The organism is Pseudomonas sp. 9_2_1, from assembly GCF_059295275.1.
The window spans coordinates 3,213,111-3,227,978 of record NZ_CM181239.1; the positions used below are offsets into that span (position 1 = coordinate 3,213,111).

Here is a 14,868-nt window from a genome sequence, read left to right on the forward strand (position 1 = left end):
TCGCCCCTGGGGGCTGCGACCAAGATAGTCTCCAGTGCGTCACCTGGGAAGCGCAACGTCTTCGAAACCGTGCAACGGCTGGCACAGGCACCGCGCTCCCACACTAAAACCCAACCAAGAGGTCTGTATGAACGCCCCCTTCGATCAGCTGTCCACCTGGCTGAAAGAACACCGCATCACCGAAGTCGAATGCGTGATCAGCGACCTGACCGGCATTGCCCGGGGCAAGATCGCGCCGACCGCCAAGTTCCTCCACGAACGTGGCATGCGCCTGCCCGAAAGCGTGCTGCTGCAGACGGTCACTGGCGATTACGTGGACGATGACATCTACTACAACCTGCTCGACGCCGCCGACATCGACATGGTCTGCCGCCCCGACCCCACCGCCGTGTACCAGATCCCGTGGGCCATCGAGCCGACCGCGATCGTGATCCACGACACCTTCGACAAGCAAGGCAACCCAATCGAGCTGTCGCCGCGCAACGTACTGAAGAAGGTGCTCAAGCTGTACGCCGAAAAAGGCTGGCAGCCGATCGTCGCGCCCGAGATGGAATTCTACCTGACCAAACGCTGCGAAGACCCGGACTTGCCGCTGCAAGTCCCGCTGGGGCGCTCCGGGCGTGCCGAAAGCGGCCGCCAGTCGTTCTCGATCGATGCCGCCAACGAATTCGACCCGTTGTTCGAAGACGTCTACGACTGGTGCGAAATCCAGGGCCTGGACCTGGACACGCTGATCCACGAAGACGGCCCGGCGCAGATGGAGATCAACTTCCGCCACGGCGACGCGCTGGACCTGGCCGACCAGATCACCGTGTTCAAGCGCACCATGCGCGAAGCGGCGCTCAAGCACAACGTGGCCGCCACCTTCATGGCCAAGCCGATCACCGACGAGCCGGGCAGTGCCATGCACTTGCACCAGAGCGTGGTCGACATCGCGACCGGCAAGCCGATTTTCGCCAATGAAGACGGCAGCATGAGCCAGCTGTTCCTGCACCATATCGGCGGCTTGCAGAAGTACATCCCCAAGCTGCTGCCGATGTTCGCCCCCAACGTCAACTCGTTCCGCCGCTTCCTGCCGGACACCTCGGCACCGGTCAATGTCGAGTGGGGTGAAGAAAACCGCACGGCCGGCCTGCGGGTGCCCACCTCCAGCCCCGAGGCAATGCGCGTTGAAAACCGCTTGCCGGGCGCCGATGCCAACCCGTATCTGGCCATCGCCGCCAGCCTGCTGTGCGGCTACCTGGGCATGGTCGAGCAGATCAACCCCAGTGCCCCGGTGCAGGGCCGTGCCTACGAGCGGCGCAACCTGCGCCTGCCGATCACTATCGAGGACGCGCTGCAGCACATGGAGGACTGCGAGACCGTGCAGGAGTACCTGGGCAAGCAGTTCGTCCAGGGCTACGTGGCAGTCAAGCGTGCCGAGCACGAGAACTACAAGCGGGTGATCAGCTCGTGGGAACGCGAGTTCCTGATGATGAGCGTCTGACCGTCTGGGGGTGCTTTGCACCCCAATCGCCGGCAAGCCAGCTCCCACAGGTTACCCATGAGCCTGAAGCCAGCGCTGTACCTGTGGGAGCTGGCTTGCCGGCGATTGGGCTGCGAAGCAGCCCCCTTTAACACCGAACTCGAAGAACAAGACCAACGAGGTGTCCCCATGCGTCATCTGCAAACCCTGATACCCGCTGCATTCACCCTGCTGTTCGCCACCACCGCCCACGCCGTCCCCAGCGTCAGCGTGTACAACTGGACCGACTACATAGGTGACACCACTCTGGCCGACTTCCAGGCCAGCAGCGGGATCAAGGTGGTGTATGACGTGTTCGACTCCAACGAAACCCTCGAAGGCAAGCTCCTGGCCGGGCGTACCGGGTATGACGTGGTGGTGCCGTCCAACCACTTCCTCGCTCGCCAGGCCCAGGCCGGTGCGTTTCTGCCGCTGGACCGCAGCAAGCTGACGAACTGGCAGCACCTGGACCCCAAACTGCTCAAGCAGCTTGAACAGAACGACCCGGGTAACCAGTACGCCGTGCCTTACCTGTGGGGTACCAGTGGCATCGGCTACAACGTCGACAAGGTCAAGGCGGCGCTGGGCGTCGACCATATCGACTCGTGGGCGGTGCTGTTCGAGCCCGAGAACCTGAAAAAGCTCAAGCAATGCGGCGTGGCATTCATGGACTCGCCCGACGAACTGTTCCCGGCCATGCTCAACTACCTGGACCTGGACCCGGGCAGCGAATCACCGGCCGATTACGCCAAAGCCGAAGACCGCTTGCTCAAGCTGCGCCCGTACATCACCTACTTCCATTCCTCCAAGTACGTCTCCGACCTGGCCAACGGCGATGTCTGCGTGGCCTTCGGCTACTCCGGCGACGTGTTCCAGGCTGCCAACCGCGCCGTGGAGGCCAACAACGGCGTGAACATCGCCTACAGCATTCCCAAGGAAGGCAGCAACCTGTGGTTCGACCTGCTGGCCATCCCCAAGGACGCCAGCAACCCCGACCAGGCCCTGGCTTTCATCAACTACCTGCTCGACCCCAAGGTGATCGCCAAGGTCAGCGCCACGGTCGGCTATGCCAACGCCAACCCGGACGCCAAGGCCTACATGGATGCATCACTGGTGCACAACGCCGAGATCTACCCACCCCAGGACGTGCTGGACAAGCTGTACATCTCCAGCACCCCGAGCCCGAAGATCATGCGCCTCATGACCCGCTCGTGGAGCAAGATCAAGTCCAATCGCTGAGCCGAGAACGCCCATGTCTTTCGATACCCAACACACCGCATCGTACTACGCCGCCACGGCTCGCGATGCAGCGCCCTACCCCAGCCTGGACGGCGAACTGACGGCCGACGTGTGCGTGGTCGGCGGCGGGCTGACCGGCGTCAATACGGCCCTGGAGCTGGCCGAGCGCGGCCTGTCGGTGGTACTGCTGGAAGGCCGACGCATCGGCTGGGGCGCCAGCGGGCGCAATGGTGGCCAGCTGATTCGCGGCATCGGCCACGACGTCAGCGGTTTCGCCCGGCATGTCGGCCAGGATGGCGTGCGCTACCTGAAGCAGGCCGGCATCGACTCTGTGGCGCTGGTCGCCAGCCGCATCGCCCAGTACGGCATCGATTGCGACCTGCGCTGGGGATTCTGTGAGCTGGCCAACACCCCCGCCCAGTTCGAGGCCTTCAAGGATGAACAGGATGACCTGGCCGCGCTGGGCTACCGCCCTGAAACCCGCCTGGTCGACGCCGGCCAATTGCATGAGATCGTTGCCAGCGACCAGTATGCCGGCGGCCTGGTCGACATGGGCTCGGGCCACCTCCACCCGCTGGACCTGGTCCAGGGCGAAGCCCGCGCCGCCCATGGCCTGGGTGTGCGCATTTTCGAGCAGAGCCCGGTACTGCGCATCGAGCACGGCCCCAGCGTTGCCGTGCATACCGCACGCGGCAAGGTACGGGCGAGCAGCCTGGTGCTGGGTTGCAACGCCCACCTCGATGAACTGGAACCGCGCTTGAGCGGCAAGGTGCTACCGGCCGGCAGCTACGTGGTCGCTACCGAGCCATTGCCCAAGGCACTGGCCAGCAGCCTGATCCCGCAGAACATGGCGCTGTGCGACCAGAAGGTCGGCCTGGACTACTACCGCCTCACCGCAGACCGCCGCCTGCTGTTCGGCGGCGCCTGCCACTACTCCGGGCGCGACCCCAAGGACATTGCCGCGTATATGCGACCAAAGGTGCTGAAGGTGTTCCCGCAACTGGCCAATGTGCGCATCGACTACCAATGGGGCGGCATGATCGGCATTACCGCCAACCGCTTCCCTCAGGTCGGGCGACTCAGCCAATACCCGAACGTGTATTACGCTCAAGGCTATTCCGGGCATGGCCTGAACGTGACCCACTGGACGGCGAAGCTGCTGGCCGAAGGCATTGCTGTCGGCCATAGCCAGGGCCTGGATGTGTTCAGCGCCGTACCACACCTGACCTTCCCTGGCGGCAAGGCATTGCGCTCGCCGCTGCTGGCCCTGGGAATGTTGTGGTACCGGTTGCGCGAGGTGCTGGGGTAGCAGCCAGGCAGCCGCTTCGGGGCAAATGGAGGCTTAAAGAAGAACCTGCAGGCCTTTGTCTTTAATGACATTCAGCAACTTCAAGGCAGGCCCGGAAGGGCTTGTCTCGCCCTGCTCCCATTTGCGAACCGTCGACGCACTGGTATGTAAATGCATCGCAAAGACCGGTTGACTGAAGTTGAGCGCCTCGCGCAATCGACGGATGTCCAGCGCGCTGAAATCCCGCACGGGCGCGGGACACAGCGCTTCGTAATCGCGAAGGGTGACTTTGCCGACTGCCCCGGCCTTGTGCAGCGCAACAAGGTCCTCACGTAACGATTCAATCAATTTGCTGCTCACAGCAGACCTCCATCAACACACCCGCTAGAATCGCCCGGCCAAGCGCCAACGGTGATAAGTCCAGAAAAACCTTGCCTGCGAATTGCAGCGCCTTTTGCTCTTCCTGCGTGATAGTGGCCTTGTCGCTTTTGGCGAAACCATACAGGAACACACAGCGATTGCCGATGCGGGCGGAAACCAGGGTTCGATAACCACCACGCTTGCCCATACCCTGCGCAGCTACGCGTTTTTTGAACAACTCCCCACCCAGGCTTGCATCGACCAGGCCTCTGCACATTGACTAGTTGGCGTGATCCTATGTATCGGTAGGAAATTTCGCCGCCTGGACACGCGATGCCCACTGGCCAACCGTCTCGCACCTGCTAGCGTTGTTCTGGCCGACCTCTCATGGATGCCTCTTCATCATGAAATCACTGCCCCGCCTTACCCTGTTGTGCGCCGCGCTGCTTGCCGTAGCCGCCTGCTCCAGCCATAGCGTTGACCCCAAGGACTATTCCGGCTTCCTCAAGGATTACAGCCGGCTGCAAGAAGCCAAGAGCCCGTCGGGTGACCCGGTAATGCGCTGGATCGACCCCAAGGCCAACATCAACCAGTACAGCCAGGTGTTCGTCGAGCCCAGCCAGTTCTACCCCAAGCCGCAGCCGACAGCCGTCATCTCGGCGCAGACGCTGCAGGAGATCACCCGCTACTTCAATGAAGCGCTGCGCCGTGAAATCGGTAGCGTGATGCCACTGGCCAAGGGCCCCGGCCCGGGGGTAATCGTGGTGCGCCCGGCAATTACTGCGGTGTCCACCAGCAACGAGGGGCTCAGGCCGTATGAGGTGATCCCCATCGCGCTGATTGCGGCAGGCGTGAACACGGCCACCGGTGGCCGTGACCAGGATGTGGATGTGGGTGTGGAGGCTGCCTTCCTGGATGGCGCCAATCAGAAGGTGTTGGCCCAGGTGGTGCGCAAAGGCGCGGGTCAGGAACTTGAAAACGATACCCAGAAACTGACCTTGAATGACGTCAAGCCAGTACTGGACGGCTGGGCCAAGGACATGCGCGCCAGCTTCATCGAGGCGAAGCAGAAAGCCCGCTAAGCCTTGCAGCGGACACTGCAGGAGCAGCCTTGTGCTGCGAAGAGGCCGGTTCAGGAATGCAGAAACTACTTCAGCTACCGGCCTCTTCGCAGCGCTAGGCTGCTCCTACGGCAGAATCAACACTCGACGAACGCAACCGCCAGGCCGCCCCGAGAGGTTTCCTTGTAGTTGGCATGCATGTCCGCGCCGGTGTCACGCATGGTGCGGATCACCCGGTCGAGTGAAATAAAGTGCTCACCATCCCCACGCAGCGCCATCTGCACGGCGTTGATCGCCTTCACCGCAGCAATCGCGTTACGCTCGATGCACGGCACTTGCACCAGTCCGCCGACCGGATCGCAGGTCAGCCCGAGGTTGTGTTCCAAGGCGATCTCGGCCGCGTTTTCCAGCTGGGGTGGCGTGGCACCCAGCACCTGGGCGAGGCCGGCAGCGGCCATCGAACAGGCCGATCCCACCTCGCCCTGGCAGCCGACTTCGGCGCCGGAAATCGATGCATTCTTCTTGCAGAGAATGCCGACAGCCGCTGCGCCAAGCAGGAAATCCACCACATCGGCATCGCTCGTGGTCGGGTTGAATTTCATGTAGTAGTGCAACACCGCCGGGATGATACCGGCAGCACCGTTGGTAGGCGCGGTCACCATGCGCCCACCGGCGGCGTTCTCTTCGTTGACCGCCAGGGCAAACAGGTTGACCCATTCCATGGCGCTGAGCGTCGAGCCGATCACGTTGGGTTTGCCCAGCTCCTGCAGGCTGCGGTGCAACCGGGCCGCGCGACGTTTGACGTGCAGACCGCCAGGCAGGATGCCCTCGTTGCGCAGCCCGTTATCTACGCAATCCTGCATTGCAGCCCAGATACGCAGCAGGCCTTCACGCACCTCGGCTTCCGGGCGCCAGGCACATTCGTTGGCCATCATCAGTTGCGCCACGCTCAGGTTGTGCGCCTTGCACAACGCCAGCAGCCGGGCAGCACTGTCGAACTCGTAAGGCAATGCCACTGCATTCGCAGCGTCCGCCGGCGCATCGATTTCGGCCTGCTCGACGATAAAGCCGCCACCCACCGAATAGTAGGTCTGGCGCAACAGACTGCCCTGCCCGCCCATGGCTTCGAGGCTCATGGCATTGGGGTGATACGGCAGGTTCTCGTCGAGCAACAACATGTCGCGTGCGTACTCGAACGCCAGCGGGTGGCTGCCATCGAGCATCAGGCACTGCTCCTGCAGCACCTGACCGATGCGTGACTCGATGGTGGCCGGGTCGATACGGTCTGGCCACTGGCCCATCAGCCCCAGCAGGCAGGCACGGTCGGTAGCATGGCCCACCCCGGTAGCCGACAGCGAGCCATACAGCCGCACTTCGACGCGCGTTACCCCTGCCAGCAGCCCCTGCTCGCGCAGGACCTGGGCAAATGTCGCCGCTGCCCGCATGGGGCCGACAGTGTGGGAGCTGGAGGGCCCGATGCCGATTTTGAAGAGGTCGAAAACACTGATAGCCATACTAATGCCTGACCGTACCTTGATATGTATCCAAAGCACGGGTATCTAGAGAAATTGAGCTTTGACGCGATTTTGCGTGATACTGACGCCCTGGGTAACGGATGACCAACGAAACTTTCTAAGCAAGCCTTTAGTGGTACTAAACGATGAAAGGACAACTCAACGGTCAGGTGTTCGTCTGGCTGCACGTGTTCGCCTGTGCAGCCCGGCATCTGTCCTTTACCCGCTGCGCCGAAGAGCTGCACATTACCCCGGGCGCGGTCAGCCAGCAGATGCGCCAGCTGGAAGAACGCCTGGGTTACCGGCTGTTCCTGCGCCGGGCGCGTGGGGTGGAGCTGAGCGCCGAGGGGCAGCGCCTGGCGCAGACGGTGGCCGAGGCCTACGGCAGCATCGAGGCCGAGCTGCTGCGCCTGGACGCGGGTGAAATCCGGGGCACCTTGCGCGTGCGCTCGATCCCGTCGTTCCTGGCCAAATGGCTCACGCCACGGCTGCCGCGCTTTCAGCAGCGCTACCCGGACATCGAGCTGCGGCTGGTGGCTGAAGACAGTGCGCAGGCGCTGAACCCTGGTGATTTCGACCTGGCCATCGACCTGAACGATGGCAGTTACCCAGGCATGCTTTCGACACCATTGCTGGATGAACAGATCTTTCCGGTGTGCTCACCCAGCCTGCTGCGCGGTCGGCCGCCCCTGCATGGGCCGGCCGACCTGGCGCACTACCCGCTGCTGCACGACATCACCGCCTGGCGCGGCAGCTCGGAATATGCGGAATGGGAGTTCTACCTCGAGGGCATCGGTGCCGCGGGCCTGGATGTGCGGCGTGGGCATACCTTCAACCGCAACCACCTCACCATCGAGGCCGCCATTGCCGGCATTGGTGTGGCGATTGCCCGACGCACGCTGCTTAACGATGAACTGGAACGCGGGGCGCTGATCGTGCCGTTCGGCGTGCCTATCGCCAACCACAAGCGTTACGTGGTGCATTACCCGCCAGGGGGGTTGAACCAGCCGGGGGCGCGGGCGGTGCATGACTGGCTGGTGGAGGAAGCCCGGGGATTCAGGGAGCTGCATCCGCTAAACAAGGAGTAGCGGCTCCCCAGAATGCTCGCGGATCCTAATACGCTTGCTTGCCGGTGAAGGCGTTCAATGTGCGCACCAGAATCACGAAATCCAGCCACAGCGACCAGTTGTTGATGTACTCGATGTCCGAGTCAACCCGCTGGATCATCTGCTCGATATCCCTGGTTTCGCCCCTGAAGCCACGCACCTGCGCCAGGCCGGTCATGCCAGGTTTGATGTTGTGGCGGGCGAAGTAATCGACGATGTCCTGCGAGTACAACGTGTCATGTTGCAAGGCATGCGGCCGGGGCCCGACCAGCGACATTTCCCCGGTCAGCACATTGAACAACTGTGGCAGCTCATCCAGGCTGGTGCGGCGAATGAAGGCACCGACCCGGGTCAGCCGCGGGTCATTCTTCTGCGCCTGCTTCACCACGCCCTGCTCCGGCTGGTGAACATGCATGCTCCTGAACTTCCAGATGCGGAACGATTCGCCGGTCCAGCCCGTGCGTTCCTGGCGGAAGAACACCGGGCCGCGGCTATCGATCTTGATGGCCAGGGCCACCGCCAGCAACACCGGTGACGCACACAGCAGGATCAGCGCCGCCAGCACCCTGTCCTCAAGGTTTTTCAAGAACAGGCTCATGCCCGTCAACGGCGTTTCCGACAGCGTCAGCACCGGGATACCGGCGATTTCCCGCACGCTATGGTTGATAAGGCGCAACGAGAAGATATCCGGCACCCAGTTCACGGCAATGCACTTGTCGAGCAGCTTGAAGTACACGTCATTGATCACTTCGGAGCCACCCAATGGCGTGACCAGGTACACGGTGCGGATAGCGTGCTTGGCCACCAGCTCGTCCAGATCGGCAACATGCCCCAGCACCGGCAGCCGCTGCTTGCCCTCGGTATTCTCGCGGCCCTGATCGTCAGCGTTGTCGATCAGCACGCAACCCAGCACCCGTTCGCCGAACCACGGGTTGTTGCTGATCTTCTGATACAAAAAGTTGGCCAGGTCACCGGCGCCAATGATCAGGGCATTGTCCAGGCGCGCATGCGCGGTAAAGCGCTTTTGCAACTCACGCACCGCAAAGTGCAGGAACAACTGGGCCACGTAACCAATGACGAACAGTTGCCCGACCAATAGCCGCGAATAGGTTTCGCTCTGCTTGGTCAGGAAGGCCATCACCACCAGGAAACAGAACGTTGCCGACCACGCCTTGAACAGCCGGAAGGCCTTGATGGAAAGCCCGACGTTGGTGCGGTAGATCGCATAATGGTCGTAAATGACCGCCAATGCACCAATCAGCAACAGCAGCATGATCACGTAATCGGAGGTGATGTAGCCGAACTGGTCGTAGATCAGGTACCAGGCAATGCCGGTCACGGCGATGCCATCGAGGCCCGCCTGGATGGCGTTGCTTACGCTGCTTCTTCTCTGGAGCAAGGAGCGACTGCTTCTGGGTTCGAAAACCATCTCAGACCTCATGAATTTGAGCGTAGCGAATGCCTTTCATCAAACAGCCAGTCTTGAAACAGCTTTTGCAAAGCCAGTGGAGCAGGATAGTGCCGCGCCCAAGCCATTGATATCACTGTAGCAGCCGCCCGTTGCTGGCGAGCCGGGAATCACCCAGCACGCGCATTTTGGCCGATTTATACGGTGCGCCTGGCCGAATCCACGGCTCGGCGGTACAGCAGGGTGCGCAACAAGAACAATGGGTTGCCCACCACATAACGCATGAACAAGCGCCTGGGCTCGCGTACCAGCCGGTACAGCCACTCGCCACCCAAGCGCCGCAGCCAACCAGGAGCGCGGCTGACCTTGCCACCGAGAAAGTCCAGGATGGCTCCGCCGCACACGATCAGGCACGGGCCGCCGACGGCCGCCAACCGTGCGGCCACGGCTTCCTGCTTGGGCATCCCCATCCCCAGCACGATCAGTTCGGGACGTTGCTCGCGGGCCAGCTGCAGGTAGGTTTCGACGCTGGCAAAACCGTCGTGAACGGACACCGGCACTACGCCAAACAGGCTTTCACAGCGTTTCGCGGCCTGGTCCAGGAAGGGTTGTCGGGTGCCCCAGAACGCCACCCGGCGCCCACGGTAGGCCGCCATCAGCGTTGGAATGAAGTCGGTGCCATTCATGTTCAGCCCGGGCTCCAGCCCCAGGCGGCGGTATAGCATCGCCATTCCCGAGCCATCGCGCAGCAGCACATCGGCAGCCGACAGTGCCTGGCAATAGGCGCCATCACGCACCACCAGGTTCATCGCATGGGCGTTGACGAAGCCCAGCACCGTGGCCGTTTCGGGGGTCGCCAGGCGGTCCAGCAGGTGCTGCGCCGAGGCGCCGTCTGCCACCACTTCCAGCTGGCAGATAATGCGCTTCCAGCGTTCCTGCCACAGCCACTGAGCCATCAGTCGTCATCCCTTTTTGAACGCACCCACTCGACCTGGCGCCTGATCAGGAAACTCAGGTACAAGGGAATTTTCCTTGCGGCGTAGAACGGGGCATACAGCAGTACCGAAAACGGGATCAACTCGCGACAGAAGCGCGCCCAGGCCAGCACCACCGCCAAGCCCAGCAATGCCAGTGCACCCAGGGCGAGCCACGCCGGTGTGGCCAGGCCAAACAGCAGGTACGCCAGCCAGGTCAGCAGGTTGAGCCCCAGTAACGTCAGCACCAGCAACGCCAGCGGCGGCACCAGCAAGTCCAGGGTCATCGCCGCCAGGCTGCCGTTGCGCTGCCTGAAGGCGGCCGCCGCGCGTTTAGGGGCGTCTGCCAGCATCAGGCCCAGATGGCCATGCTCCCAGCGGGTGCGCTGGCTGGTGAGGCCTTGCTGGCTGAGCGGGAACTGGCTTGTGACCAGGGCCTCCGGGCAGAACAGTGGCGGCTTGCCCTGCTGACAGAGGTCCAGGCCCAGCTTCACATCCTCGACCAGGTGACCATTGGCCAGGTTGATCAAGGCCAGGTCGTCCCAACCGAAGGCCATGCCTGCGCCCATTAGCTGGCACGGCAGCCCCAAACGCGACCAGCCGCGTGGGCGTACCAGGTTCTTGACCCGCCAGGCGAACTCGGCCACCTGCACTTTCAACCCGGCACCGGCGGGGGCGCGCATCAGGTACAGCGACTGTACCGGCCGACCGGCCTCGCGGTAACGCCGCGCCAGGCAGTCGATGGCCCCTGCCGCGACCAGGCAATCGGCGTCGACCACGATCACCACCTCAGGCGGCTGCTCGGCCAGGTGCCGCACGCCGAAATCCAGGGCGTAGCCTTTGCCGCGCAGCAACGCATCGTGGCGCTCCACCACTTCGGCGCCGGCTTCGCGGGCCAGCTGCGCGGTGTCGTCAGTGCAGTTGTCGGCCACCACCAGCAAGCGGTCGCCTTCGCGCAATTGCGGAACAACGCTCGCCAGCGTGGCACGAATGATCGAAGCCTCGTCATGGGCGGGCACCAACACCGCTAGCCGCGGACGATCGCCGCTACCCAGCGGCCGCACCCGCACCGGCAGGCACGCCATCAGCACCTGCACCAGCAACACCAACACCGGCACCAGGACGATGACCGTCAGCAGGCCCAGCAACCAACCCAATACACTTATCATGCGAATGCCTTGAAGTAGCCGGCCAGCCTGGCCGCCTCGGTGTCGATATCGTGCCGTTGCAACACGCGCTGGTAGGCCGCCTCGCCCATCCGCTGGAGGGCCTCGGCGGGCTGCGCCAGGCAGTCGGCCATGGCGGTGGTCAGCTCGTCCACGGCTCCGGCCGGGAACAGCCAGCCGTTTTCGCCCGGCCGCACCAGTTCGGGGATGCCCGCTACATAGGTGGTCAGCACTGGCCGGCGCAGGGCCATGGCTTCCATGATCACCACCGGCAGGCCCTCGGCGAAACTGGGCAACACCAGCGCGCGGGCGGCGAGGATTTCTTCGCGCACCTGGGCACTGCTGATCCAGCCGGTGATGCGCACGTGTTGCTGCAGGCCATGCCGGGCAATCAAGGCCTCGATCTCCCCGCGCATCTCGCCGTCACCGGCCAGTACCAGCTCGAAAGCGATCGACTCGGCGGCCAGCCTGCGCGCCGCCTCCAGCAGCAGCAGCTGGCCTTTCTGTTCGCACAGGCGCCCTACGCACACCAGCCGCGGCGCCGTGGGCACGGCAACCGGTGGCACCTCATGAAAACCACGCTCCAGGCCGCAATGCACCACCTTGACCTTGGCCCAGTGCTCGTGCGCCACCCAGCGGAACAGCTGACTGCGCCCGTAAGAGCTCACCGCCGCCACAAAAGCCGCACGCCGCACCTTCTCGCCCATATGCAGAAACTGCGGCTTGTCGAACTCTTCCGGCCCGTGCACGGTAAAGCTGTACGCCGGCCCGCCCAGCGCGTTGGCCAGCATCACGACTTCGGTGGAGTTGGTGCCGAAATGGGCGTGCACGTGTTTCGCCTCCCCTGCCTGCAGCCATTGCACTACCTGGCAAGCCTCGGCCAGGTAGACCATGTGGTAAGGCCAGCTGCGGTCGGCTCGCAGGCCCAGGCGCATGGCCAGCCGCAGCGCCCGGAAAAACCGTCCAGGCTGTGCCCGCAGCACCTGCCACGTCGGCGCCAGCAGCCCCTTGAGCCCGCCTTGCAATACATAGCGGGTCTTGTCCCGTTCGCTCACGTCCTCGGCGTCCTGCACCTCGGCGTCCCACCCGCGCAGGGCGATGCGCTGCACCTCTACCCCCTGGCGCTCCAGCGCCAGGATCTCGCGACGGATGAAACTGTGGCTGACTTTCGGGTACTGATTGATGAAGTAAGCAATGCGCATACGAATCCACATCCAAACCCGCTTGATGACCTACCGCCTCAGGCAACCTTCACTTCAGGCTGTCGACTACAGGTGGTCGATCCACTGCTGATGCACTCACGACAAATGCATCCCCCTGTTTTCCTTGTAGTCCAAGGTTGCTCCCGCTGCTTGGCAATGCTGCCTGCAAGCGGTTGAAAAGATCGTCGAGCAACGCCTGGCGGCGGCGATACATCGCCCGTTTCTTCGCCGGAATGTCCGCTTCTGCCCGCTGCGCGGGTGCCAGCGGGATGGCGAAGAAGTCTTCGCGATTCGACGCTGTGGCGGCGTTTTCCTGCCAGATCACGTCGTAGTTGGCCGCCAGGTCCTGGCCTTTGTCGTTGCCAAAATACGGGTGGCGGTGATGCCGGCAGGCATCGCTGACGGCATACAGGTGCGTCACGCCCAACGTCCTGGCCAGGCACTTCAAGGCTTCGAGCAGCAGGCTGCGCGGGCGCAGGCCCTCGAAGTCCTTGGTCAGGTCGCGGTAGATGGCCAGCGAGGTTTCGCTGTCGATGCCTTTGTGAATGCCCTGCACGGCACCGATGAACAGGCACAGCTCACCCTGGCTACGGCACAGGGTGAATGCCAGGGAGGCCACGCGCAGGTCGCCCTGGAACAGGTTCAGCACCAGCTCGCCTTCGCGCTTGAACCAGATCGGCCGGTCAAGCACCAGGCGGCAGCCTGGCGAATGCGCCGCCAGATCGCACAGCGTCAGGCTTTCGTCGCGCCCCAGCAGCAACAGTGCCGGAAACTGCCCGGCCAGCACTTCAAAGTGCGACGCCACCACCTCCAGGCGCTCGGGCGGCTCCCAGCGCTGGCTGATGTAGGGCCATTGCACCACGCCGATGCAGTCCACGCCCAGCCGCTGCAGACCTTGCCGTCCCAGGGCCACCGTCATGCGCCGGCTGAACGCCTCAAGCTCAGGCCATTGCCTGGCAATCTGCAGCGTCAGCTTGTACTTGTTGTTCAACGCCCGCAACGAGTAGCCCGGTTGCAAGGTGAACACGCTTTTCACGAGGGTGCCGAGCATCATGGGTTTCTCTCACTTGTACTCGATCAACGCCGATTTGCCGGCCGCAAAGCGGTGGCGCAAGAATTTCAGCTGGCCGAGCATTTCCGGGAACTTGCCCAACACCAGAAACACCGCCTGCAGCCAGTTCTCGCGCGCCGACTTGCCACCACGGCGGGCCAGGCGTACTGCCTGCAGCGGGTAGATCAACAGCAACAGCAGGCCCCAGCTGCCCAGCAGCAGGCAGGCCAGGACGATGGCCAGCGGTATGCCCAGGCCCCACAACCAGGCCCGGCGTGACTCGCGCAGCCAGTGCCGCTCCGGCGGCCGGCCATGCAGGTAAGCCCCCTCGGCATAGGCATGTCCAGCGCGCAGGCTACGCCGCCACCACTGGCTGAAACGGGTCATGGCGGCGTCGTGCAGGGTCATTTCGGCGGCCAGGCGCCAGACCTTCCAGCCTTTGGCCCGCAAGCGCACGCACAGTTCTGGCTCTTCGCCGGCGATCAGGTCGGGGCGAAAACCGCCGACCGCGGCAAATGCGTCCGCGCGCATCAGTGCATCGCCGCCGCAGGCCTTGGCCTCACCGATGGGGGTGTCCCACTCCAGGTCGCACAGCAGGTTGTACACCGAGCGCTGCGGGAAGCGCTCACGCCGGCGGCCACACACCACCGCCACGTCGGGGTGGTCATGCAGAAACGCCTGCGCCGTGGCCAGCCAGCCTGCATCCACCTCGCAATCGCCATCGACGAACTGCACCAGCTGTATCGAAGGCGATAGCTGCCGCAAGGCGACGAAGCCTTCGTTGCGTGCGCGCGCAGCGGTGAACGGGCGGCGCATGTCCAGCGCCATTACCTCCACCCCCAGGCTGCGCGCCAGCGGCAGCGAGCCGTCGCTGGAGCCCGAGTCGACATACATGACCTGGTCCGCACCCTGCGCCAGCGAACCCAGGCAGCGCGCCAGGCGCTGGCCTTCGTTGCGGCCGATAACCACCACCCCGATCCCTGTCGCCATGGGTG

At 63.5% G+C, this 14,868-nt stretch carries 14 protein-coding genes; 5 read left to right on the plus strand and 9 right to left on the minus strand.

Features of this window, described 5'->3' with window-relative positions; translation table 11 throughout:
• The first annotated feature begins 127 nt into the window (after window positions 1-127).
• The 3 genes from AC5O5I_RS14440 to AC5O5I_RS14450 all read left to right on the plus strand — a co-directional run bounded on the left by AC5O5I_RS14440 (window position 128) and on the right by AC5O5I_RS14450 (window position 4,052).
• Window positions 128-1,486: a glutamine synthetase family protein gene (locus tag AC5O5I_RS14440; protein WP_172229930.1), complete on the plus strand. Its 1,359-nt coding sequence runs from the start codon at window positions 128-130 to the stop codon at window positions 1,484-1,486.
• Between the two features lie 168 nt (window positions 1,487-1,654).
• Window positions 1,655-2,743 carry a polyamine ABC transporter substrate-binding protein gene (locus tag AC5O5I_RS14445; protein WP_494511006.1) on the plus strand — a complete coding sequence of 363 codons (1,089 nt, stop codon included), beginning with the start codon at window positions 1,655-1,657 and terminating at the stop codon, window positions 2,741-2,743.
• A gap of 13 nt (window positions 2,744-2,756) precedes the next feature.
• Window positions 2,757-4,052, plus strand: coding sequence for an NAD(P)/FAD-dependent oxidoreductase (locus tag AC5O5I_RS14450; RefSeq protein ID WP_172229924.1), 1,296 nt, complete (start codon window positions 2,757-2,759; stop codon window positions 4,050-4,052).
• Window positions 4,053-4,085: 33 nt separating this feature from the next.
• Here the strand turns inward: AC5O5I_RS14450 and AC5O5I_RS14455 are convergent, their stop codons facing one another.
• On the minus strand, window positions 4,086-4,391 hold the full coding sequence (locus tag AC5O5I_RS14455; protein WP_172229921.1) for a helix-turn-helix domain-containing protein: 306 nt from the start codon (window positions 4,389-4,391) through the stop codon (window positions 4,086-4,088).
• The gene (locus AC5O5I_RS14460; RefSeq protein ID WP_494511007.1) at window positions 4,372-4,668 is read right to left on the minus strand and encodes a type II toxin-antitoxin system RelE/ParE family toxin; all 297 of its coding nucleotides are present in this window, start codon (window positions 4,666-4,668) and stop codon (window positions 4,372-4,374) included. The genes AC5O5I_RS14455 and AC5O5I_RS14460 overlap by 20 nt, the downstream gene beginning before the upstream one ends.
• 127 nt (window positions 4,669-4,795) lie before the next feature.
• On the opposite strand from AC5O5I_RS14460, the gene AC5O5I_RS14465 reads away from it, so the two are divergent.
• A complete protein-coding gene (locus AC5O5I_RS14465; RefSeq protein ID WP_172229915.1) occupies window positions 4,796-5,473 on the plus strand; it encodes a DUF3313 domain-containing protein in 678 nt (225 codons plus the stop codon).
• A gap of 116 nt (window positions 5,474-5,589) precedes the next feature.
• Here AC5O5I_RS14465 and AC5O5I_RS14470 read toward each other — a convergent pair whose 3' ends face one another.
• Entirely contained in the window at window positions 5,590-6,966 is a 1,377-nt protein-coding gene (locus AC5O5I_RS14470; RefSeq protein ID WP_494511008.1) for an L-serine ammonia-lyase, read from the minus strand.
• A 146-nt stretch (window positions 6,967-7,112) separates the two neighbouring features.
• On the opposite strand from AC5O5I_RS14470, the gene AC5O5I_RS14475 reads away from it, so the two are divergent.
• Window positions 7,113-8,054 (plus strand): LysR substrate-binding domain-containing protein, encoded by a 942-nt coding sequence (locus tag AC5O5I_RS14475; protein WP_172229180.1) that lies wholly within the window; start codon window positions 7,113-7,115, stop codon window positions 8,052-8,054.
• Window positions 8,055-8,079: 25 nt separating this feature from the next.
• On the opposite strand, the gene AC5O5I_RS14480 is transcribed toward AC5O5I_RS14475, so the two are convergent.
• From AC5O5I_RS14480 to AC5O5I_RS14505, 6 genes are all read right to left on the minus strand, one after another.
• A complete protein-coding gene (locus AC5O5I_RS14480) occupies window positions 8,080-9,501 on the minus strand; it encodes an undecaprenyl-phosphate glucose phosphotransferase (RefSeq protein ID WP_172286224.1) in 1,422 nt (473 codons plus the stop codon).
• Between the two features lie 176 nt (window positions 9,502-9,677).
• The gene (locus AC5O5I_RS14485; RefSeq protein WP_494511009.1) at window positions 9,678-10,436 is read right to left on the minus strand and encodes a WecB/TagA/CpsF family glycosyltransferase; all 759 of its coding nucleotides are present in this window, start codon (window positions 10,434-10,436) and stop codon (window positions 9,678-9,680) included.
• On the minus strand, window positions 10,436-11,623 hold the full coding sequence (locus tag AC5O5I_RS14490; RefSeq protein WP_172229167.1) for a glycosyltransferase family 2 protein: 1,188 nt from the start codon (window positions 11,621-11,623) through the stop codon (window positions 10,436-10,438). Before AC5O5I_RS14490 ends, AC5O5I_RS14485 begins: the two co-directional genes overlap by 1 nt.
• Complete coding sequence (locus tag AC5O5I_RS14495) at window positions 11,620-12,822, minus strand: glycosyltransferase family 4 protein (protein ID WP_172229165.1); 1,203 nt, start codon at window positions 12,820-12,822, stop codon at window positions 11,620-11,622. The genes AC5O5I_RS14490 and AC5O5I_RS14495 overlap by 4 nt, the downstream gene beginning before the upstream one ends.
• 49 nt (window positions 12,823-12,871) lie before the next feature.
• Complete coding sequence (locus tag AC5O5I_RS14500) at window positions 12,872-13,876, minus strand: VirK/YbjX family protein (protein ID WP_494511010.1); 1,005 nt, start codon at window positions 13,874-13,876, stop codon at window positions 12,872-12,874.
• A 9-nt stretch (window positions 13,877-13,885) separates the two neighbouring features.
• A complete protein-coding gene (locus AC5O5I_RS14505) occupies window positions 13,886-14,863 on the minus strand; it encodes a glycosyltransferase family 2 protein (RefSeq protein ID WP_494511011.1) in 978 nt (325 codons plus the stop codon).
• Window positions 14,864-14,868 lie beyond the last annotated feature (5 nt).

Bases quoted from the DNA above. Each gene is read 5' to 3' on its own strand.
- AC5O5I_RS14470 (WP_494511008.1), bottom strand. From the start codon at position 6,966: ATGGCTATCAGTGTTTTCGACCTCTTCAAAATCGGCATCGGGCCCTCC.
- AC5O5I_RS14475 (WP_172229180.1), top strand. From the start codon at position 7,113: ATGAAAGGACAACTCAACGGTCAGGTGTTCGTCTGGCTGCACGTGTTC.
- AC5O5I_RS14480 (WP_172286224.1), bottom strand. From the start codon at position 9,501: ATGGTTTTCGAACCCAGAAGCAGTCGCTCCTTGCTCCAGAGAAGAAGC.
- AC5O5I_RS14465 (WP_172229915.1), top strand. From the start codon at position 4,796: ATGAAATCACTGCCCCGCCTTACCCTGTTGTGCGCCGCGCTGCTTGCC.
- AC5O5I_RS14450 (WP_172229924.1), top strand. From the start codon at position 2,757: ATGTCTTTCGATACCCAACACACCGCATCGTACTACGCCGCCACGGCT.
- AC5O5I_RS14440 (WP_172229930.1), top strand. From the start codon at position 128: ATGAACGCCCCCTTCGATCAGCTGTCCACCTGGCTGAAAGAACACCGC.
- AC5O5I_RS14485 (WP_494511009.1), bottom strand. From the start codon at position 10,436: ATGGCTCAGTGGCTGTGGCAGGAACGCTGGAAGCGCATTATCTGCCAG.
- AC5O5I_RS14445 (WP_494511006.1), top strand. From the start codon at position 1,655: ATGCGTCATCTGCAAACCCTGATACCCGCTGCATTCACCCTGCTGTTC.
- AC5O5I_RS14500 (WP_494511010.1), bottom strand. From the start codon at position 13,876: ATGATGCTCGGCACCCTCGTGAAAAGCGTGTTCACCTTGCAACCGGGC.
- AC5O5I_RS14505 (WP_494511011.1), bottom strand. From the start codon at position 14,863: ATGGCGACAGGGATCGGGGTGGTGGTTATCGGCCGCAACGAAGGCCAG.
- AC5O5I_RS14460 (WP_494511007.1), bottom strand. From the start codon at position 4,668: ATGTGCAGAGGCCTGGTCGATGCAAGCCTGGGTGGGGAGTTGTTCAAA.
- AC5O5I_RS14495 (WP_172229165.1), bottom strand. From the start codon at position 12,822: ATGCGCATTGCTTACTTCATCAATCAGTACCCGAAAGTCAGCCACAGT.
- AC5O5I_RS14490 (WP_172229167.1), bottom strand. From the start codon at position 11,623: ATGATAAGTGTATTGGGTTGGTTGCTGGGCCTGCTGACGGTCATCGTC.